The sequence below is a fragment of the Mycobacterium sp. genome (genome assembly GCF_044370595.1).
Classification (GTDB): domain Bacteria; phylum Actinomycetota; class Actinomycetes; order Mycobacteriales; family Mycobacteriaceae; genus Mycobacterium.
Genome location: NZ_JBILVF010000056.1, coordinates 1 through 19,135, shown reverse-complemented (window position 1 = coordinate 19,135; position 19,135 = coordinate 1). Strand labels below are relative to the sequence as shown.

The window sequence follows — 19,135 nt, the reverse complement described above, 5'->3', positions numbered from 1 at the left end:
CAGTCCGATCGATCGGTCGAAGATAAGGCTGGTCAGGACATAGCCGACCGAGCCCAAGATCACGCCCAGACTCAGACCGACCTGGAACTCGCGGGCCATCACCCGGGCGATGTCGCGCGGGGCGACGTCGCGCAGGGCCAGCGCACGGGTCACGGTGGTCGCCGCCTGGTTGCCGGTGTTGCCGCCCGTCCCGATCAACAGCGGCACGAACAACGCCAGGGTGACCACCTCGGCGAGGGTGGATTCGAAGGCGTCCAGGACCCGGACGGTCAGCGCGGCGCCGATAGCCAGGACCAGCAACCAGACCACCCGGGAGCGGACCAGGGTGGCGACACTCGTGGTCAGATAAGGCTGACGGAGGGTCTCCGAACCGCCGAGTCGGGCCGCATCCTCGGTCTCGGCCTCCTCGAGGATCTGCAGGGCGTCGTCGACGGTGAGGATGCCCACCAGGCGGGTCTCGCTGTCGACCACCGGCAGCGCCAGATGTTGGGCGTCGGCGCACAACCGGGCGGCATCCTCGGCGGAGTCGGTGGCGCGCACATAGTCGGCGGGCCGCATGATCGTCTCTACGCCGACCTGGCCCGGCGCCCTCATCAGATCACGCAGGCTGACGACCCCCAGCAGCACACGGTCGCAGTCGGTGACAGGCAGGGTGTAGATCGTCTCAGCGGAGTCCAGGATGCTGCCGACGGCCTCCAGTGCCCGCTCCGCGGTCCAGTGCGGTTCCAGCCCCGAGACCTCGGGGCTCATTCGGCGCCCGATCGACTTCTTCGGGTAGCCCAGGATGTCGGCCGTCAAATCCCGCTCGGCGGTCGACAGGTCCCGCATCAGCCTGGCTGCCCACCGAGGCCGGAACCTCGTCGAGCAGGGCCACCCGGTCATCCGGGTCGAGGTCGTCGAAGGCGGCCTTGACCTCTTCGTCCTGCAGCGAGCTGATCAGATTCTTCTGCAGGACGGGCGGAAGATCCTCGAACACCTCCAAGGCCTGGCTTTGGGCAGCATCCGGTAGAGCACCGCGCGCTGCTGGGCCGGCAACCGTTCGAGGACGTCGACGGTCTGCGCGACGGTCAGCCGCAGCGCTTCGGCGTCGGCGGCGACCAGGTCGCCGCGCGTCAGCGCCTTGCGGATGACCCGAAGCGACTCGGTGACAACTTCATCGGCAGCGAGCGTCACGCCGGGACACCTTCTTTCAGCACACGATGGGGAATCTCATCGTGGCAGACCGAAGTCAGCCCAGCAGGGCGTCGACGAAGGCGGCCGGCTCAAACGGCGCCAGATCATCGGGACCCTCACCCAGACCGACCAGCTTCACCGGCACACCGAGTTCCTGCTGCACCCGGAAGACGATGCCGCCCTTGGCCGTTCCGTCCAGCTTGGTGAGCACCACACCGGTGATGTCGACGACATCGGCGAACACCCGCGCCTGCGTCAGCCCGTTCTGGCCGATAGTGGCGTCGAGAACCAGCAGAACCTCGTCGACAGCAGCGGCGCGCTTTTCCATCACCCGCTTGACCTTGCCCAACTCGTCCATCAGACCGGTCTTGGTGTGCAACCGGCCGGCGGTGTCGATGACAACCACGTCCGCGCCGGACTCGATGCCCTTGTCCACCGCGTCGAAGGCCACCGACGCCGGGTCGGCGCCTTCGGGGCCGCGGACCACCTCCGCGCCGACCCGGGCGGCCCAGGCCTGCAACTGATCGGCTGCGGCCGCGCGGAAGGTGTCGGCGGCGCCGAGCACGACCCGCCGGCCGTCGGCGACCAGGACTCGGGCCAGCTTGCCCACCGTGGTGGTCTTGCCGGTGCCGTTGACGCCGACCACCAGCAGTACCGAGGGTTTGTCGTTGCGCGGCAGCGCCCGGATGGAGCGGTCAAACGCCGGATTGAGTTCGGCGATGAGAACCTGCCTGAGCACCGCGCGGGCCTGCGCCTCGTTGCGCACGCTGCCGGCGGCCATCCCGGCGCGCAGGTGCTCGACCACCGATGTGGTGGTCGTGGGGCCCAGGTCGGCCACCAGTAGGGTGTCCTCGACCTCCTCCCAGGAGTCCTCGTCGAGGTCACCGCCGCCGAGCAGGCCGAGCATGCTGCGTCCGAACGCGTTCTGCGATTTGGCCAGCCGGCCGCGCAGCCGTTCCAGCCGGCCGGCCGTCGGGGCGATGGACTCCAGGTCGGGGGCCGGGGCGGCCACCGCGGGCACCGTCGTCTCGGCGATGATGTCCGACACTGGCATGGCACTGGGCGGCGTCACACCGGCGTCCTGGGTCGCCAGCTCATCGAAGGTCTCGTCGATGACCGGCGGCTCGGGGAGGCTGACCTGGGAGATCGGGCGTTTCAGCGAGTCGCGCGGGATGGCGGCGTCATCACCGACCCCGGGCAGGCCAGTGGTGTCCAACTGCGGCGGTTTGGGCCGCTCGACCGTCGCGGGTCCCGCTGACGATTGTGTGAACGTAATGCCCGATTTGGCGGTGTAGCCGCCTGACCGGTCGACGGGTGTGGGAGCCTCGATCTCAGCGGCTTCGGGGGCTTCCGTGGTGGGGCGCAGGCTGACCTGGCGCCGCCGGTAGAGCACCGAGCCGGTGACGAGCGCGATAATGACGAGGATGGCGACGACCGCGATGGCGATCCATAGACCCTGTGACACCGTGTCATTGTTCCAGGGTTTGCGATCCGGGCGCTGCCAGCCCGGCAAACTCGTCCGCGCCCGGATCCGATGAGCGACGGCCTGGCGGCGCGCAAACTGCGCCACATCGACGCGTGTCTGACCGGCCCGGTCGAATATGTTGGGGTCAGCACCGGCTTCGAGTGGTTCGAACTGCCCTACAACGCCTTGACCCAGACCAGCCTGAGTGCCGTCGACCTCAGCACGAGTTTTCTGGGTGTGCCGTTGAAGGCACCCGTGCTGATCGGTGCGATGACCGGCGGGGCGGAACGCGCGCGCACCATCAACCGCAACCTGGCCGGCGCCGCGCAAAAACTGGGAATCGGCATGATGCTGGGCTCGCAGCGGATCATGCTCGACGACGATCCGGCCGCAGTGGCGGCCGCGGTGAGTTTCGAGGTTCGCGACCTGGCCCCGGACGTTCTGCTGATCGGCAATATCGGGCTGGCCCAGGTGTCGGACACCCTGGCGCCGCGGCTGACCCGGGCTTTGCAGAGAGTCGGCGCGAATGCTGTTGCCGTGCATCTCAATCCGCTCCAGGAGGCGATGCAGGACAACGGCGACACCGACTTCACCGGCTCACTGGAGAAGCTGGCCGGGCTGGCCGCCGCACTGGACTATCCGGTTCTGGTCAAGGAGGTCGGACACGGGATCGGCGCCGCGGCCGCGCGGCAACTACGCGGGATGCCGATCGCCGCGGTCGATGTGGCCGGCGCGGGGGGAACGTCGTGGGCGCGGGTGGAGCAGGTAGTCCGCTACGGCGAGGTGCGCTACCCCGCCGTCGCGGACTGGGGCATCCCCACCGCGCAGGCGCTGATGGAGGTACGCCGGGAACTGCCCGAGATGCCGTTGGTGGCCTCCGGCGGGGTCCGCTCGGGCATGGACGCGGCCAAGGCTCTGGCCCTGGGCGCCGACGTGGTGGCGCTGGCCCGTCCGCTGCTGGCACCGGCGCTGGAGTCCTCGGCGGCGGTGGTCGACGTTCTCGGCGGCTTCATCGAGGAACTTCGGATCTGCCTGCACGGATGTGGTGCTGGCGACCTGGCCGAACTGCGCCGCATCGGGGTCAACGGCTAGCCGATTTCGGTGCATTCCCGTGCGCTGAGCGCTCGGTGATGCACCGAAAACGTCAGGACGGGCTGCCGGCGACCAGGGTCTCGCCGCGCATCCGCTGGGAGATCACCGCGGTGATCCCGTCGCCCTGCATCGAAACCCCGTAGAGCGCGTCGGCGATCTCCATGGTCGGCTTCTGGTGAGTGATGACGATCAACTGCGACTGCGTTCGCAACTGTTCGAACAACCCGATCAGGCGACGTAGGTTGACGTCGTCGAGGGCAGCCTCCACCTCGTCCATGACGTAGAACGGCGAAGGCCGGGCGCGAAAGATGGCGACCAGCATGGCCACCGCGGTCAGCGACTTCTCCCCGCCGGACAGCAGCGAGAGACGCTTGACCTTCTTGCCGGGCGGGCGGGCCTCCACCTCCACCCCGGTGGCCAGCATGTCGCCGGGGTCGGTCAGCAGCAGCCGTCCTTCCCCACCCGGGAACAGCGCTGCGAACACCTGGGAGAACTCCCTTTCGACGTCGGTGTAAGCCTCGGTGAACACCTGCAGGATGCGCTCGTCGACTCCGTCGATCACGTCGAGCAGGTCCTTGCGGGCCGCTTTGACGTCTTCGAGTTGGGTGGACAGGAAGTTGTAGCGCTCCTCCAGCGCGGCGAACTCCTCCAGCGCCAACGGGTTGACCCGGCCGAGTTCGGCAAGGTCGCGTTCGGCACGCTTGGCGCGACGCTCCTGGGTGGCCCGGTCGAACGGCATCGGCGCCGGCGCGGTGACCTGCTCGCCGCGTTCCCGGGCCTGCTCATATTCGGCCATCTCCAGTTCCGACGGGGGCAGTGCCACTGCGGGGCCGTACTCGCCGATCAGATCGTCACCGGCCATGCCGAACTGTTCGAGCACCTGCTGCTCGAGTTGTTCGATGCGCATCGCCGCCTGCGTTTTGGCCACCTCGTCACGGTGCAGCGAGTCGGTCAGTTCAGCGATCCGGCTGGTGAGGGTGGCAACCTCGTCGCGTACGGCGGCCATCGCGGCAGCGCGTTGCTGGCGCTCGGCGGCGAGTCGGTCACGGGAGCGGGAGGCCGCGGCAACCACGCCGGCCAGATGTTCGGCCACCAGCCGACCGCTCTCGGCGACGGCTGCGGCCACCTCGGCGGCATGCTGGCGGGCGGCGCGGGCTGCGCGGGCGCGCACCCGCGCCTCCCGTTCGGCGGCTGCGGCGCGACGCAGCGATTCGGCTTGTCCCCGAACGGCATTCGCGCGTTCCTCGGCGGTGCGCACCGCCAGCCGGGACTCCACCTCAGTGGCTCGGGCGGCTTCCGCGGCAGCCTGGATCTGCTGGCGCTCCCCCGGCGTGGTTTCCGGGACTGTCTGCGTTTCCTGGGCCGCGTGCAGTCGGCCCTCGAGTCCGCTGAGTTCCTCGATTGCCTGCGCACGGCCGGCTTCGAGTTCGTCGCGCTGGGTGCTCAGCCGCCGCCACTCCTCCTCGGCGGCGCGCACCTCCTGCCCGAGTCGGCCCAATTGTTCGTAGATCGCCGAGATCGCCGCATCGGACTCGTTGAGGGCGGCCAGGGCCTGTTCGGCGGCGTCCTGGCGGTTGGACTGCTCGGTGAGCGCGCCGGCCAGGGCGGCGGTCAGTTCGGCGACCTGGGTTTCGGCGGCGGCCAGTTCGGTGCGGGCCTGCTCGATGGCGCCGGCGATCTCCAAGGTGCTGGGCTTGCGGTCCGAACCGCCGTCCACCCACCCGGCGCCGACCAGGTCGCCGTCGGCGGTGACCGCACGCAGCGCCGGACGGCCGGCCACCAGTTCCAGCGCGGCAGGAAGGTCCTCGACGACGGCGACCCCGGCCAGCATCGCGGTCAAAGCACCCCGTAGCCGGTCCGGTGCCTCGACGAGGTCGATGGCCCACCGGGCGCCGTCGGGCAACGGCCCGCCGTCCTGGCGCGGGGCGGCGGGCCAGTCCGCCAGCACGATCGCCGCCCGGCCGCCATCGGCGTCCTTGAGGGCCTGCACTGCTGAGCGGGCTGAGGAGAAACCGTCCGCGGCGACCGCGTCAGCGGCGGCCCCGAGGACCGCGGCCAACGGCGTCTCGTAACCGTGGTGGACCCGGACCAGTTTGGCTACCGTCCCCAGAAGTCCTGCGCCGCCGCGGTTTTCCACCAGCCAGGCGGCACCGTCTTTACGATCCAGACCGACGGCGAGTGCGTCGATACGGGCCAGCAGCGAGGCCACCTGTCGTTCGGCGGCGCGTTCGGCGGTCTGCAGTTCGGCGACCCGTTCGTCGGCGAGTCGCAGCGCGGCGATGGTCCGGTCGTGGTGCTCGTCGAGGCCCACCTCGCCCTGATCGAGTTCGCCGACTCGGCCTTGGACGGTCTCGAACTCGGCTTTGGCCGCCTCGGTGCGGGCGGCGGCCTCCTCGATGGCCGACGACAGCCGCGCCACGCCCTCGTCGATGGACTCCACTCGGGCCCGGCCGGTTTCCACCTGCCCGGCCAGCCGGGCCAGACCCTCCCGGCGATCCGCTTCGGCCCGTACGGCGGCAAGATGTGCGCGCTCGGCTTCGGTTGCGGCCCTTTCTTTTTCAGCCAACTCGGAGCGGGCCAACCCCATCCGTGCCCGCGCGGCTTCCAGCTCGGCGAGCAGGGCGCGCTCCTGCTCGGCCACCTCGGCGGCTTGGGCCTCCAGCTCGTCGGGATCGGGTCCGGTGTTCACCGCCGGTTCGGTGTCGAGGTGCTGGGCCCGCTCGCTGGCGATCCGGATGGTGGCGCTGACCCGCTCGGCGAGGGCGGACAGCCGGAACCAGGTCTGCTGGGCGTTGTCGGTGCGTTCCGACAGGGAGGCCACCGCAGCCTCGTGGGCGGCCAGCTGAGCGGACGCCTCGGCCAGCCGTGCGGCGGCCTCGTCGTGCTCGCGACGCAGCGTGGTCTCGATGTCGTCGGCTCCGGCGAATTCGGCGCGGCGTGCCACCAGGTCGTCGGCGGCCAACCGTAGCCGGGCGTCGCGCAGGTCGGCCTGGATGGTCTGCGCCCGGCGGGCCACCTCGGCCTGGCGGCCGAGCGGTTTGAGTTGGCGGCGCAGCTCGGTGGTCAGGTCGGTCAGCCGGGCCAGGTTGGCGGCGGTGGCCTCCAGCTTGCGCAGCGCCTTCTCTTTGCGCTTTCGGTGCTTGAGCACCCCGGCGGCTTCCTCGATGAACGCGCGGCGGTCCTCGGGCCGGGATTCCAGGATCTGGGACAGCCGGCCCTGGCCGACGATGACGTGCATCTCGCGGCCGATGCCGGAGTCGCTGAGCAGTTCCTGGATGTCGAGCAGCCGGCAACTGCTGCCGTTGATCTCGTACTCGCCGGCGCCGTCTCGGAACATCCGGCGGGTGATAGACACCTCGGAGTACTCGATCGGCAGCGCGTTGTCGGAGTTGTCGATGGTCAACGTGACCTCGGCGCGGCCCAGCGGGGCCCGCGAGGAGGTGCCCGCGAAGATGACGTCCTCCATCTTGCCGCCACGTAGCGTCTTGGCACCCTGCTCGCCCATCACCCAGGTCAGGGCGTCGACGACGTTCGATTTGCCCGAGCCGTTGGGCCCGACCACGCAGGTGATACCGGGTTCGAACCGAAGAGTCGTCGCCGAGGCGAAGGACTTGAAGCCCTTCAGCGTCAGACTCTTGAGGTACACGTCGGGTGAGCCTACCGGCCCGGATTGCGGAGCCCGATCAGCGCTCGCGGAACCCCGTCATCGGCTCCCCCGGCTGTCCGAGGTCAGCGACGACGGTGTCCACCGAACCGGGGGTTGAACCCCCGCGCAGCACGTCCAGGAGTTGCTCGCAGGCCTGCCGGGGTCCCTGCGCGACGACCAGCACCCGGCCGTCGGCCTGGTTGGCCGCATACCCGGTCAGCCCCAACTCCAGCGCCCGCGACCGCGTCCACCACCGGAATCCGACGCCCTGGACGTAGCCGTGCACCCAGGCGGTCAGGCGCACGTCCTCGCTCACGGCGAGGCCACGTCGACGGTGATGTCGGCGCCGGACTTCAACGTCCGCCCGACCGTGCACACCTGGTCGATCGCGCGGGTGACGATCACCAGCAGGCGTTCCTTCTCCTCGGCGGTCAACCCTGACAGGTCGATCTCGAGGGTCTCGGCCAGGTGCGGGTAGCGCTCCTGCTCGCGGTCGGCCGGCCCGGACACCCGGATGACCGCGGCGTAGTCGTCGCCGAGTCGGCGGCGCAGCGGATGGTCGCTGGACAGCCCACTGCAGCCGGCCAGCGCGATCTTGAGCAGTTCACCCGGGGTGAAGACGCCGTCGTCGGTTTCCGAGCCGATCAGCACCTCCGCCCCGCGGCTGCTGCGGCCGGTGTAGCGGCGGATCCCGGTGCGCTCCACCCAGAGTTCTGTCATGCACTGGTTTCTACCCTGTCCGTCCCGCCGAGATTGCACTGGTGCAGGGAAAACACGTGGAGGGGTGTGCGTGGATGCAATCTCGGCGTCAGTGCTTGCGCATCCGGGGCCTGGGCTGGCAGACCGGGCAGTAGAACGACGAGCGGTTCATGAACTTCTCCCGGCGGATCACCGCGCCGCAGCGCCGGCAGTTGCGGTCAGACCGGCCGTACACATTCAGCGACCGGTCGAAGTACCCGGACTGACCGTTGACGTTGACGTAGAGCGAGTCGAAGGAGGTGCCGCCCTGCCGCAGCGCCTCCAACATCACCTCCTTGGCGCAGTCGAGCACCTGGCCGAGCTCCCGGCGGGTCAGCTTCTCGGCGAGCCGCGCCCCGTTGACCTGTGCCCGCCACAGCGACTCGTCGGCGTAGATGTTGCCGATCCCGGACACCACGCTCTGGTCAAGCAGCTGCCGCTTGATCTCAGAGTGCTTGCACCGCAACACATTCACCGCAGCGTCACGGTCGAACAACGGGTCCAGGGGGTCGCGGGCGATGTGGGCGACGGGTACCGGCACCCGGCTGCCGTCGACGGTGACCAGATCAGCCAGTTGCCAGCCGCCGAAGGTGCGTTGGTCGACGAAGCTGAGCGCGGTGCGGTCATCGAGGACGGTGGCGATGCGCAGGTGATTGGGGTTTGGCACATCGCCGAGCAGCATCTGCCCGCTCATGCCCAGGTGCACCACCAGGGCGGTTGCGTCGTCGTCGAGCACCAGCCACAGGTACTTCCCGCGACGGTCGGTCCGGGTGATCCGCGCGCCGAGCAGGCGTGCGGTCAGATCCGCCGCCCCGGCCTCGTGGCGGCGCACCGCCCGGGGGTGGTCGACGCGGACCGCGGTGATGGTCTTACCGGCGACATGCGTCTGCAGGCCGCGCCGCACGACCTCGACCTCAGGAAGTTCAGGCATCCAGTTCGGCTACATCGGCACGGTCGGCTGCCGGTTCGGGTTCGGGTTCGGCGTCCAGGGCCGTCCACGCCTGGGCGGCGGCGTCGGTCTCGGCCGACTTCTTGGACCGGCCGGCCCCGCTGCCGTAGGGCTCACCGTTGACGAAGACGACGGCGGCGAACCGGCGGTCGTGGTCGGGGCCCTCGGAGGTCACCTCGTAGCGCGGGACGCCCAGCCCGCGTGACGCGGTCAATTCCTGCAGGCTCGACTTCCACTCCAGCGCCGCACCCAGCGTCGGCGCGGTGTCGAGCAGTTCGTCGAAGAGTCGCAGGATGACCCGTCGGGCGCCCTCCAGTCCGTGCTGCAGGTACACCGCGCCCAGCAGCGACTCCAGGGTGTCGGCCAAGATGCTGGCCTTGGCGTGGCCCCCGGTGTTGATCTCACCGCGGCCCAGCAGCAGGTACTCGCCCAGACCGTCCTCGGTCAGCGCGCGGGCCACCCCGGCCAAGGCCTGGCTGTTGACGATGCTGTTGCGCAGTTTGGCCAGGTCTCCTTCGGAGTTACCGGGGTGCCGGCGGAACAGCTCCTCGACGATCACCAGACCCAGCACCGCGTCCCCGAGCAGTTCCAGTCGCTCGTTGGTGGGCAGCCCGCCGTGTTCGTAGGCGTAGCTGCGGTGGGTCAGCGCGAGCGTGAGCAGGTCCTCGGGCAGGTCGACGCCCAACACATCGAGCAGATCCTGGCGGCTCATCGCGTCTCGCCGTCCGGGGTCAGCAGCCGGGCCAGTGTGGCCCAGCGCGGGTCGATTTGGTCGTGCTGATGGCCGGGTTCGGCAGTGGCCAGGGCGACCCCGCACTCCGGACACAGTCCCGGGCAGTCCTCGCGGCACAGTGGCGCGAACGGCAGCACCAGGCCGACCGCGTCGATGATCGGCTGCTCAAGGTCCACGGTGTGGTCGACGACGTGGCCGACCTCGTCGGACTCGGTGGTGGACTCGGTGAGGCTGTCGGGGTAGGCGAACAACTCGGTCAGCGCGATGTCGATCTCGCCGGTGACCGGTTCCAGGCACCGCGAGCACTCACCCCGGGTGGGTCCGTGCACGGTGCCGGTGACCAGCACACCTTCGGAGACCGATTCCAGCCGCAAGTCCAGGTCCAGGGGGACGCCGAGCTCGATTGCGATGAGGTCCAAGCCGATTCGCGCCGGGCTGGGCACTGTCTGCCGGATCTCCTGCATGGCACCGGGGCGCCGGCCGAGCCGGGAGACGTCGAACACTAGAGGCGAGCGCGGGTCTGGGCGCGACGCCGCGTGCGGAATCCCGGATGCCATACCGGCGATCCTACGGGCCGCTCAGCGGCGAGTCGGCGAACCGGCGGGGACTGTCCGGCTCGTCGACTGTCCGGCTCAGTGCTGGACGTAGTCGTGAGTTCCCGCGGCGGTGCGCAACTGGTGGCGGCCGCGGCTCACCGAACGCAGCGTGCCGTTGAGATACTCCTCGAACTGCGCCAGTTTGTTGTCGACGTAGATGTCGCACTCACCGCGCAGCCGATCGGACTCGGCGTGGGCGGAGTCGACCAGGCGGGTGGCCTCAGCGTGGGCGGACTGCACCACCTCGGTCGCCGACACCAGGCGCTGCTGCTCCTTGATGCCCTCCTGGACGGCGTTCTCGTAGGAGATGTTGCCGTTCTCAACCAGCCGGTCGGCCTCGGCCTTGGCCCGGGTGGTGGCCGCCTCGTAGTCCCGTTTGGCCGCCGCGGACAGTCGCGCCGCCTCGTCGCGGGCCTCGGTCACCATGTTGTCGCTGTGATGGCGGGCTTCGGCGACCATCCGGTCGGCTTGCGACTTGGCGTCGGCGAGCAGCCGGTCGGCCTCGGCGCGGGAATGGCTGACCAAGGAATCGGCCTCGGCGTTGGCGTTGGCCACAGTGGACTCGGCGTGCTCGGCAGCCTCGCGCAGCATGGCGTCGCGGGCATCCAGGACGTCCTGGGCGTCGTCGAGTTCGCCGGGGATTGCATCTTTGATGTCGTCGATGAGTTCCAGCACGTCGCCGCGCGGAACCACGCAACCGGCCGTCATCGGTACGCCGCGGGCTTCCTCGACGATCGCGCCCAGCTCGTCCAGCGCTTCAAAAACTCGGTACACGGTGCCACCCTTCAAGCTGTCCCATTGGTAGTGACCAGTGTGCCTGGTGTTACAGCTGTGACTGCGCTGGTGGTGCGGTGTGTCGCGAACCGGGCCGTCCGATTCTCCGGCGCGCTAGCCGGAGGCGAGCTTGCCGCGCAGGCGACGGTTGACCGATTCGGGAAGCAGATGCGAGACGTCGCCGCCGAGGCCGGCCACCTCTTTGGCCAGCGAGGAGGACACGAACGAGTACTGCGGGTCGGTGGCCACGAAGAAGGTGTCCACCCCGGCGATGTGCTTGTTCATCTGGGCCATCTGGAGCTCGTACTCGAAGTCGGTGCCGGTGCGCAGACCCTTGACGATGGCGGTGAATCCACGCGCCTTGACGAAATCCACCACCAACCCCTGGCCGGACTCCACCCGCAGGTTCGGCAGATGGGCGCAGGCCTCCTTGATCATCGCGATGCGCTCGGGCGCGGTGAACATCCCGGCTTTGTTGGGGTTGACCAGAACCGCGACGATCACCTCGTCGAATTGCGCGGCGGCGCGCTCGAAGACGTCGATGTGTCCCAGAGTGACCGGGTCGAAGGATCCCGGACAGACCGCGCCGCTCATGCCCGCTGACGCTAGCAGCCGGGAGACTCTGCTCAGTCGACCTCGGCGACCTCCAGGCGGGTGTCACCGTAGCGTCGCAGCGGCCAGGCGGTCCATCCGGACGGCCAGGTCAACTCCGGCGCCGACACCGGTCGCTCGACCACCACCACGCTTGCAGCGCGGACCCAGCCGTGGCCGTCCAGTCCGGCCAGCACGGCGTCGATCTGCGTGGCGGGCGCATCGTAGGGCGGGTCGGCGAGCACCAGGTCAACCGGGCGGGGCGCCCCAGCGGCGAGGACCGCGCTGACCGAGCCACGCCGGACGGTGGCCCCGGCCAGTCCGACGGCGGCGATGTTGCGGGCGATGACGTCGGCGGCGCGCCGGTCGCTCTCGACGAAGAGCACCGTCGCAGCGCCGCGGGACAGCGCCTCCAGGCCCAGCGCGCCAGAGCCCGCGTACAGGTCTACGACGTGGATGCCGGCGAAGTCCCGACGGGCCGCCAGAACGTTGAACATCGCTTCGCGGACCCGGTCGGTGGTCGGCCTGGCACTGGAGGGGACCGTGAGGCGCCGACCGCCGGCAGTGCCGGCGACAATGCGGGTCATCGCCTCAGCCCGAGCCGGCCACGCGTCAGATCAGCGTGGACCAGTAGTCCCAGAACCGGACCAGGATCAGCAGCGCCAGCCCGGTGAACCACAGCACCACCAGCGGCCAGCGCCACTGGTAGAGCGCATTGGCCACCGGGTTGGACTCCACCACCGGACGAAACGCGATGGCCGCCACCACCGCGAACAGCGGCACGGTCACCGACCAGACCACCATGCAGTACGGGCACAGCGCGCCGATCCGATAGAAACTCTGGTACGCCAGCCAGTGCACGAACACCAAGCCGAAGCCGGTCCCGACCGTCAGACCCACCCAGTACCAACGCGGAAGTGCGACTCTGGCGACCGCCAGCACCCCGGTCACGATGACCAGCGTGAAGGCGATGATGCCGAACAGCGGGTTGGGCGGACCGAAGACCGAAGCCTGCGGGGTGCCGATCACCGACCCGCACGCCAGCACTGGGTTGATGCTGCAACTCGGCACGAACGCAGGATCCTTGAGCATCGCGATCTTCTCGACCAACAGCGTCGAGGAGGCGATCAGCCCGATGACTCCGGAAAGCAGGATCCACCAGCCGGCGGGCCGGCCCACCGACACCCCGGCCGGCCCGGGAACCTCTGCCGGCGTGGTGTCGATTGCGACCGGCGCCGTCACGGTCATGGGGCCGTTGCCGGTGCCGGCGCCGGTGCCGGCGGTGCGGGCATGAGCGCGGGCATCGGACCGACAACGGCGCGAACCTTGGCCAGCAACTCGTCGGGGGTGGCCGGGTTGATGTCCTGGCCGTTGAGCCGAACCGTCGGGGTGGAGGTCACCTTGGTGGCGGCGGCCAGACCCTTGGTCATCTTCTCGTAAGTGCCCTTGTTGATGCAGTCGGGCACACCGCCGGTGACGCCGGCCTGCCGGGCGGTCTCGATCAACGCCGCGTTGTCGGGGCCGCCACCGGTGCCCTCCTGGGGCTGTTGGGCGAACAGTGCCGAGTGGAACCGCTTGAAAGCGTCTTTGTCCTCATCGGCGACGCAGTAGGCCGCGTTGGCCGCGCGGGAGGAGTAACCGCTGTTGGTGCGGTTGAGGATCGAGAGCATGTAGTAGTCGACGGCGACGGCGCCGCTGTCGATCATCTTGGCGATCGTCGGACCGAACGCCTTCTCGAAGTCACGGCAGTGCGGGCACTGGAAGTCCTCGTAGATGGCCAGCACCGCCTTCGGCTCGTCGGTGCCTTCCTTCTTCACCAGCGAGTTCGAGGCGACCCGCACGGCTTGGGAGTCGCCGCCCTTCTTGTCGCTGCCCATCACGATGTAGAGCACCAACCCGACGGCGAACAGAACCACCAGGGCGGTCAGACCTATCTTGACGGCCAGGTCACGCTTGCGATCCTGGGCCTTGAGGTCATAGCGGGGCGAGCTTTTCTTGTTGGTTGCCACAGTCGGCTGTTCCTCGCTGTCGGTCGTTTCGGCGTCTCCAGAGTACCGGCGTCGGCCGGGGTGTTTCAGATCCGGGCCAGGTGAGCCCGTAGCGCGGAGATGACCTCGGCGTTGGCGCGCGCCACACCGCCACCCAGCACATTGAGGTTGATGAAGGCGTGGATCATCGACGACATCTGCCGGTGGTCGACGGCGACCCCGGCTTCCCGCAACCGGCCGGCGTACTGCTCTCCCTCGTCGCGCAGGGGGTCGAAACCGGCGGTGACCACCAGCGCAGGGGACAACCCGGAGAGATCCTCGGCCAGCAGTGGGGAGACCAACGGGTCGGAGAAGTCCAGGCCGGAGCCCTCGACGTAGCTGTCCTGGAACCAGTCGATGTCGTGTTTGGTGAGCAGGAAACCTTCCCCCAGCAGCGTTCGGGACCGCGTCTTTCCGCGCAGGTCGGTTACCGGGTAGATCAGCCACTGCAAGGCAGGCAACGGGTCGCCGGCGTCGCGGGCCAGCATGGTGACCACCGCGGCCAGGTTGCCGCCGGCGCTGTCCCCACCCACCGCGACCCGCCGAGAGTCCGCCCCCAGTTCGCCGGCCCGCTCGCGGGCCCACCGGTAGGCGGCGTAGGCGTCATCGACCGCGGCCGGTGCGCGGTGTTCGGGGGCCAGCCGGTAGTCGACGGCCAGGACGTGGACGCCGGCGTCGCGGCAGATCAGCCGGCAGGCCGAGTCGTGGGTGTCGAGGTCACCGAACACCCAGCCGCCGCCGTGGTAGAACACCAGCAGCGGAGCCGCCGACCCGCCGCCCGGTGGCCGGTAATGCCGCGCCGCGATGACACCGGCCGGCCCGGGGATCGACACCGACCTGATCTCGGCCACCCGCACGCTGGGGTCATCGAGGGTCCGGGTCAGGACGGTGTTGCTGATCCGGGTCTTCACCGGATCCCCGTCGACCACCAGACCCTCGATGCCGACAGCCCGCTGCGCGGCAAGCAACATCTGCAGGGAGGGGTCCAGGGTATTGCCGTCGATGGTGAGGGCCCGGCCGCCGGAGAGTAACCGTTTGGCACTGTTGGGAAGCCGGGGGATCACCTTCACACCCAGCCGGTTTCCCACTGCCAGCGCCCGTTCCTTGGCGGTTGTCATGGCCGCAGCCTACGCCCGCCGCAAACTTTCAACGCCGATGCGGTTGCCGCCTTCACGACTGCGCTGCGCGCCGAAAGCCGGTGTGCGTCAAATCCACTTGCGGCTCGGTACTATCCTCTCCCCAATCCGATCCGCGGAAACTCGACGCGCGGAAATTCGACGCACAGGGCAGGTACATGACACCGGCGGCCGCTATCCCCACCGTCACGCTCAACGACGAGCACGCCATCCCGGTGCTGGGTCTGAGTGTCTCCGCACTGCCGCCGGCTGAGGCCGAGTCCGCCGTCGCGGCCGCCCTGGCCGCCGGCTATCGACTGATCGACACCTCCCCCAGCGGCAATGAGGAGGCGGTCGGGCGCGCTCTCGCCGCCTCGGGGATCCCGCGCCAAGACTTGTACGTGACCACCAAACTGGCGACCGCCGATCAGGGCTTCCAGTCCTCCCAGGACGCCTGCCGGGCCAGCCTGGCCCGGCTGGGCCTGGACTACCTCGACCTCTACCTGATCGACTGGCCGGCCGAGGAGAACGGCAAGTACATCGACGCCTGGGGCGGGCTGATGAAGTCCAAGGAGGTCGGCGACACCCGCTCGATCGGGGTCAGCAACTTCACTCCGGAGCACCTGTCGAACATCATGGACCTGTCGTTCTTCACCCCGGCGGTCAACCAGATCGAGTTGCATCCGCTTCTCACCCAGGCCGAGTTGCGCGACATCCACACCGAACACTCCATCGTCACCGAGGCCTCCTGCCCCCTGGGCTCCGGCGCCCTGCTGGAGAACGCTGTCGTCACCGAAGTCGCTGCGGCACAGGGGAAGTCACCGGCCCAAGTGCTCATCCGATGGAGCATTCAACTCGGCAACGTGGTGATCCCGCGGGCGATAAGTCCCGCGCGATTGGCCGAGAACATCGACGTGTTCGGTTTCGAGTTGTCCAGCGACCAGATGCAGGCACTCAGTGGCCTCGACGACGGCACCCGATTCCGGCCGAACCCGCAGCCCTAGCGCCGAACCGAGCGTCTAAACCAGGCACCGCAGAAAAATTCCTGTCCAATTTTCCGGATTTTTGGTGACGCTCAGGATTTTTTAAGTTACAGTCCCAGCTTGTCAGGAAATTCACAGGAAGGGACCTGTCCACATGCACATCACCGCTCGCTCGTACCTCACCGCCGGAGTCGCGGCTCTCGGCGTGGGCGCCATCGCCCTCACCCCGGTCGCGCCCATCCCCAACCAGGTCGCACTCGCGCCGCAACGCGTGATCAGCGAACTCGGCGTGGCACTGGCCTCCTCGATCGACCCGATCACCCCCTGGGTGGACACCATCGAGACCTCGGTGGCCAACATCGGCGCGCTGTTCAACTTCTATGCCAGCAACCCGCTCTACACCAGCCCGCTGGGCCTGACAGGTAACTTCTCCGCCGTCTTCCCGCTGCTGCAGACCATCATCGCCAACCAGATCACGTACATCGATGAACTGTTCAACGGCAATGCGGCCCTGATCCCCGGGCAGATCTGGAACAACGTCCAGACCTTCTTCCAGGCCCCCTGGAACCCGGGTGCCATCGATCCGGACAGCGGAAACTACGTCGGGGAGTACGTCTCCCAGACGGTGGTGACCAACGCCACCATCGGCGGTGTGCCGACACTGCCGATCAATCAGCAGTTCGCCTTCCAGTTGCTGCCGGCCGTCCTGGGCGACTCCTTCACCGGGCTGAAGCCGATCATCGACTTCACCGCGACGTACTACAGCGGCCAGCTGGTCGGCCTACTCGGACCGGTGTTCGCGCCGCTGATCGAGCTGACCCGCAGCTTCACCGCCATCGGACAGTTCTTCCAGGAGGGCGACGTCATCGGCGCGATCAACGAACTCATCAACATCCCGGCGAACGTGACCAACGCCGTGCTCAACGGCGGCGGCGTTCTCGACCTGACCGGAGTGGCCGGTGCAATCACCGAATTGCCGCCGGAGGTCAAGAGCATCGGCCTGAACCTGGGCGGCCTGATCAGTCCCCCGGTTCCGCAGAACGGGTCGCTACTCCCCGACGGCACGGCTCCGACGGCGTTCAACGGCGGCGTGATGTTTGACACCGTGGCCGCCGAGATCGACTACAAGCTCTCCCCCCTCGGTCCGACCGCCAAGGTCAACGACCCGGGTATCCCGGTGAGCTGGATCGGTGCGGCCGTCGGCCTGGGCCAGTTCCTCTCCGACCAGATGCTGGTGACCCCGCCGGCACCGCCCCCACCGGGCGCCGTCGTGGAGAGCGAGGCCGTCGAGGCCGCTCCGGTTGTCGCTGAGGTGGAGGCCGCAGTGGACAGCGCCCCGGCGGTCGTTGACGAGGTGGCCGAAGACGCCGCCCCGGCTGTGGTCGACATCCCCGAGGTGGAGGCAGCTGCCGAGGTCGCCGAGGTGGAGGCACCGGCCGAGGTCGCCGACGATCCGGCTCCAGAACCGGCCGCCAGCGTCGGATCCGACGACTCCGGGGACACCGGGTCGCGGGCCAGCGACTCCCGTCGCGGAGCCAACGACGCCGAGTAATCCCGTCCGATCACAGCGCGGCGGTCAGCTGGAAACAGCTGGCCGCCGCGTTGCGTTTGCCCCACCATCGTGATCACCAGTCTCCGCGTGGACCCGCCGCCTGCGAGCGGACACAGCGACTGCTCAGAAAAAATTTTCCGGCAAATCCGCTAAGTCCGGGATTTCGGACAATCTTTACACGCTAACGTCAGCGGCGTTCAGGTAAATCACAGGAAGGGAGCCTGGAGGTCCTGCATGTCACAGCTCGCTCATATCTCACCGCGGGGATCGCCGCGCTTAGCGTGGGCGCCCTCGCGCTGGCGCCGATCAAGCCTGTCACACCCCAGACCGCGCTCGCCCCGCAGCGTATGGTCAGCGACCTGGCGGTCGAACTCGCCTCGAGCATCGACCCGATCACGCCTTGGGTCACCGCGTTCGAGACCGCGTTCGCCAACATCCAGACACTCGGCAAGCTCAACGAGCAGAATCCGTTCCCGCTACTGAAGACCATCGGCGCCAACATCGCCACCTACATCGAGGAACTGGGCAACGGCAACGCCGGACTGATCCCCGAGCAGATCTGGGGCAACATCCAGACCTTCTTCACCGCGCCCTGGGATCCGGGCGACGGCATCGAAATTCCGTACGTCGACGATCCCACGTTTGTGGCGTTCGGTGAGTACGCGTCGGGTTACTTCCCGCCCGCAGGCCAAGCCCCTGCCGCTGTGTCGGATTTCGTTCTGCAAGCCAACGTCGGTCAGTGGGCCGGCGGGTGCGAGGAGGACGATAGCTGCACATTTAGGCCGTTGATTCCGATCACGAACTTCCTCAACACGCCCTATAGCGGGCAATTGGTCGCCCTGATCGGGACACTGATCTCGCCGTTCGTGCAACTGGTCAAGAGTTTCACCGCGATCGGCGAGTTCTTCGAAGCCGGGGACGTCATCGGGGCGATCAACGAACTCATCAACATCCCCGCCAACATGACCAATGCCTCCCTCAACGGCGCGGGCTTCCTCGACCTGACCGGGATCGTTAGCGCGATCGTGCCGGATTCCCCGCTCGCCAGAGTCGGCGTCAACCTGGGCGGGCTGCTCAACGTCATGCCGGAGAATGGCGGTACCACAGGCGGAGGTTTCGTTCCGCCCACGTCGTGGTCCGGCGGGGTGGGCATCGACAGCCTCGCAGTCGGAGAACCAGGTGACTTGGACTACGCCCAGGGCATCCCCAACGGTTTGCTCGGCGCGAACATCGGCCTGGGACAGTTCCTCGCCGACAAGCTGCTGATCACCCCGCCGCCACCGCCTGGCGCTCAAACCGCTGCAGCAGCCCCGGTCGAGACACCTGCGGTCGAGGTCGTCGCCGACACCCCGGTCCCGGTCGAGGCCCCAGCCCCGGTCGAGACTCCTGCCGAGGAGCCCGCCGCCGCCATCGCGGCGGTCGCCGCGGTCGTCGACGAGGTCGCCCCAACCGTCGTTGACGCAGTGGCCGAGGAGATCTCCCCGGCCGTTGTCGACGCCCCCGAGGTGGAGGCAGTGCCTGCCGAGGTCGCCGAAGATCCGGCGCCGAAGGCGGCGGCCGGTGAGGCGTCCGACGACGATGCCGGCGACACCGGTTCCCGCGCGACGGATTCCCGTCGCGGGGCATCCGACGCCGACTGAATTCGCTAGACCAGGAGCGCGGCGGGCAGCTGGTACTAAGCTGGCCGCCGCGTTCTTCGCG

At 68.6% G+C, this 19,135-nt stretch carries 19 protein-coding genes; 4 read left to right on the top strand and 15 right to left on the bottom strand.

Features of this window, described 5'->3' with window-relative positions; translation table 11 throughout:
- The 3 genes from ADBZ5N_RS09670 to ftsY form a co-directional block, all read right to left on the bottom strand.
- Nucleotides 1–828: magnesium transporter (locus ADBZ5N_RS09670; protein ID WP_526257274.1), on the bottom strand; the 828-nt coding region annotated here is incomplete at its 3' end.
- 108 nt (nucleotides 829–936) lie between these two features.
- Nucleotides 937–1,173 carry a hypothetical protein gene (locus ADBZ5N_RS09665; RefSeq protein ID WP_526257273.1) on the bottom strand — a complete coding sequence of 79 codons (237 nt, stop codon included), beginning with the start codon at nucleotides 1,171–1,173 and terminating at the stop codon, nucleotides 937–939.
- A gap of 55 nt (nucleotides 1,174–1,228) precedes the next feature.
- The gene (gene ftsY / locus ADBZ5N_RS09660) at nucleotides 1,229–2,638 is read right to left on the bottom strand and encodes a signal recognition particle-docking protein FtsY (RefSeq protein ID WP_526257272.1); all 1,410 of its coding nucleotides are present in this window, start codon (nucleotides 2,636–2,638) and stop codon (nucleotides 1,229–1,231) included.
- Nucleotides 2,639–2,707: 69 nt separating this feature from the next.
- On the opposite strand from ftsY, the gene fni reads away from it, so the two are divergent.
- Nucleotides 2,708–3,730: a type 2 isopentenyl-diphosphate Delta-isomerase gene (gene fni / locus ADBZ5N_RS09655; protein ID WP_526257271.1), complete on the top strand. Its 1,023-nt coding sequence runs from the start codon at nucleotides 2,708–2,710 to the stop codon at nucleotides 3,728–3,730.
- A 52-nt stretch (nucleotides 3,731–3,782) separates the two neighbouring features.
- On the opposite strand, the gene smc is transcribed toward fni, so the two are convergent.
- The 12 genes from smc to ADBZ5N_RS09595 form a co-directional block, all read right to left on the bottom strand.
- Entirely contained in the window at nucleotides 3,783–7,376 is a 3,594-nt protein-coding gene (smc, locus tag ADBZ5N_RS09650; RefSeq protein ID WP_526257270.1) for a chromosome segregation protein SMC, read from the bottom strand.
- A 37-nt stretch (nucleotides 7,377–7,413) separates the two neighbouring features.
- Complete coding sequence (locus ADBZ5N_RS09645) at nucleotides 7,414–7,692, bottom strand: acylphosphatase (protein WP_526257269.1); 279 nt, start codon at nucleotides 7,690–7,692, stop codon at nucleotides 7,414–7,416.
- A complete protein-coding gene (locus ADBZ5N_RS09640; protein ID WP_526257268.1) occupies nucleotides 7,689–8,096 on the bottom strand; it encodes an OsmC family protein in 408 nt (135 codons plus the stop codon). Before ADBZ5N_RS09640 ends, ADBZ5N_RS09645 begins: the two co-directional genes overlap by 4 nt.
- 88 nt (nucleotides 8,097–8,184) lie before the next feature.
- Nucleotides 8,185–9,045 (bottom strand): bifunctional DNA-formamidopyrimidine glycosylase/DNA-(apurinic or apyrimidinic site) lyase, encoded by an 861-nt coding sequence (gene mutM, locus ADBZ5N_RS09635; protein ID WP_526257267.1) that lies wholly within the window; start codon nucleotides 9,043–9,045, stop codon nucleotides 8,185–8,187.
- Nucleotides 9,038–9,775: a ribonuclease III gene (gene rnc, locus ADBZ5N_RS09630; RefSeq protein ID WP_526257266.1), complete on the bottom strand. Its 738-nt coding sequence runs from the start codon at nucleotides 9,773–9,775 to the stop codon at nucleotides 9,038–9,040. The genes mutM and rnc overlap by 8 nt, the downstream gene beginning before the upstream one ends.
- Complete coding sequence (locus ADBZ5N_RS09625; protein ID WP_526257265.1) at nucleotides 9,772–10,353, bottom strand: YceD family protein; 582 nt, start codon at nucleotides 10,351–10,353, stop codon at nucleotides 9,772–9,774. Before ADBZ5N_RS09625 ends, rnc begins: the two co-directional genes overlap by 4 nt.
- Nucleotides 10,354–10,428: 75 nt before the next feature.
- Nucleotides 10,429–11,166, bottom strand: a complete 738-nt coding sequence (gene sepIVA, locus ADBZ5N_RS09620; RefSeq protein ID WP_526257264.1) for a cell division protein SepIVA — start codon at nucleotides 11,164–11,166, stop codon at nucleotides 10,429–10,431.
- A 114-nt stretch (nucleotides 11,167–11,280) separates the two neighbouring features.
- Nucleotides 11,281–11,760 carry a pantetheine-phosphate adenylyltransferase gene (gene coaD / locus ADBZ5N_RS09615; RefSeq protein WP_526257263.1) on the bottom strand — a complete coding sequence of 160 codons (480 nt, stop codon included), beginning with the start codon at nucleotides 11,758–11,760 and terminating at the stop codon, nucleotides 11,281–11,283.
- A gap of 32 nt (nucleotides 11,761–11,792) precedes the next feature.
- The gene (gene rsmD / locus ADBZ5N_RS09610) at nucleotides 11,793–12,344 is read right to left on the bottom strand and encodes a 16S rRNA (guanine(966)-N(2))-methyltransferase RsmD (protein ID WP_526257262.1); all 552 of its coding nucleotides are present in this window, start codon (nucleotides 12,342–12,344) and stop codon (nucleotides 11,793–11,795) included.
- 25 nt (nucleotides 12,345–12,369) lie between these two features.
- The gene (locus tag ADBZ5N_RS09605) at nucleotides 12,370–13,005 is read right to left on the bottom strand and encodes a vitamin K epoxide reductase family protein (protein WP_526257261.1); all 636 of its coding nucleotides are present in this window, start codon (nucleotides 13,003–13,005) and stop codon (nucleotides 12,370–12,372) included.
- The gene (locus ADBZ5N_RS09600; RefSeq protein WP_526257260.1) at nucleotides 13,002–13,766 is read right to left on the bottom strand and encodes a DsbA family protein; all 765 of its coding nucleotides are present in this window, start codon (nucleotides 13,764–13,766) and stop codon (nucleotides 13,002–13,004) included. The genes ADBZ5N_RS09605 and ADBZ5N_RS09600 overlap by 4 nt, the downstream gene beginning before the upstream one ends.
- 65 nt (nucleotides 13,767–13,831) lie before the next feature.
- The gene (locus ADBZ5N_RS09595) at nucleotides 13,832–14,902 is read right to left on the bottom strand and encodes an alpha/beta hydrolase (protein WP_526257259.1); all 1,071 of its coding nucleotides are present in this window, start codon (nucleotides 14,900–14,902) and stop codon (nucleotides 13,832–13,834) included.
- Between the two features lie 176 nt (nucleotides 14,903–15,078).
- Here ADBZ5N_RS09595 and ADBZ5N_RS09590 point away from each other — a divergent pair, with 176 nt between their 5' ends.
- The 3 genes from ADBZ5N_RS09590 (at nucleotide 15,079) to ADBZ5N_RS09580 (ending at nucleotide 19,074) form a co-directional block, all read left to right on the top strand.
- Complete coding sequence (locus ADBZ5N_RS09590; RefSeq protein WP_526257258.1) at nucleotides 15,079–15,903, top strand: aldo/keto reductase; 825 nt, start codon at nucleotides 15,079–15,081, stop codon at nucleotides 15,901–15,903.
- 133 nt (nucleotides 15,904–16,036) lie between these two features.
- A complete protein-coding gene (locus ADBZ5N_RS09585) occupies nucleotides 16,037–17,434 on the top strand; it encodes a hypothetical protein (protein ID WP_526257257.1) in 1,398 nt (465 codons plus the stop codon).
- 281 nt (nucleotides 17,435–17,715) lie between these two features.
- Nucleotides 17,716–19,074, top strand: a complete 1,359-nt coding sequence (locus ADBZ5N_RS09580; protein WP_526257256.1) for a hypothetical protein — start codon at nucleotides 17,716–17,718, stop codon at nucleotides 19,072–19,074.
- Nucleotides 19,075–19,135 lie beyond the last annotated feature (61 nt).

Coding starts and splice junctions, on each gene's coding strand:
- ADBZ5N_RS09640 (WP_526257268.1), bottom strand. CDS start 8,096: ATGACAGAACTCTGGGTGGAGCGCACCGGGATCCGCCGCTACACCGGC.
- fni (WP_526257271.1), top strand. CDS start 2,708: ATGAGCGACGGCCTGGCGGCGCGCAAACTGCGCCACATCGACGCGTGT.
- ADBZ5N_RS09595 (WP_526257259.1), bottom strand. CDS start 14,902: ATGACAACCGCCAAGGAACGGGCGCTGGCAGTGGGAAACCGGCTGGGT.
- mutM (WP_526257267.1), bottom strand. CDS start 9,045: ATGCCTGAACTTCCTGAGGTCGAGGTCGTGCGGCGCGGCCTGCAGACG.
- rnc (WP_526257266.1), bottom strand. CDS start 9,775: ATGAGCCGCCAGGATCTGCTCGATGTGTTGGGCGTCGACCTGCCCGAG.
- coaD (WP_526257263.1), bottom strand. CDS start 11,760: ATGAGCGGCGCGGTCTGTCCGGGATCCTTCGACCCGGTCACTCTGGGA.
- rsmD (WP_526257262.1), bottom strand. CDS start 12,344: ATGACCCGCATTGTCGCCGGCACTGCCGGCGGTCGGCGCCTCACGGTC.
- ADBZ5N_RS09625 (WP_526257265.1), bottom strand. CDS start 10,353: ATGGCATCCGGGATTCCGCACGCGGCGTCGCGCCCAGACCCGCGCTCG.
- ADBZ5N_RS09590 (WP_526257258.1), top strand. CDS start 15,079: ATGACACCGGCGGCCGCTATCCCCACCGTCACGCTCAACGACGAGCAC.
- ADBZ5N_RS09585 (WP_526257257.1), top strand. CDS start 16,037: ATGCACATCACCGCTCGCTCGTACCTCACCGCCGGAGTCGCGGCTCTC.
- ADBZ5N_RS09605 (WP_526257261.1), bottom strand. CDS start 13,005: ATGACCGTGACGGCGCCGGTCGCAATCGACACCACGCCGGCAGAGGTT.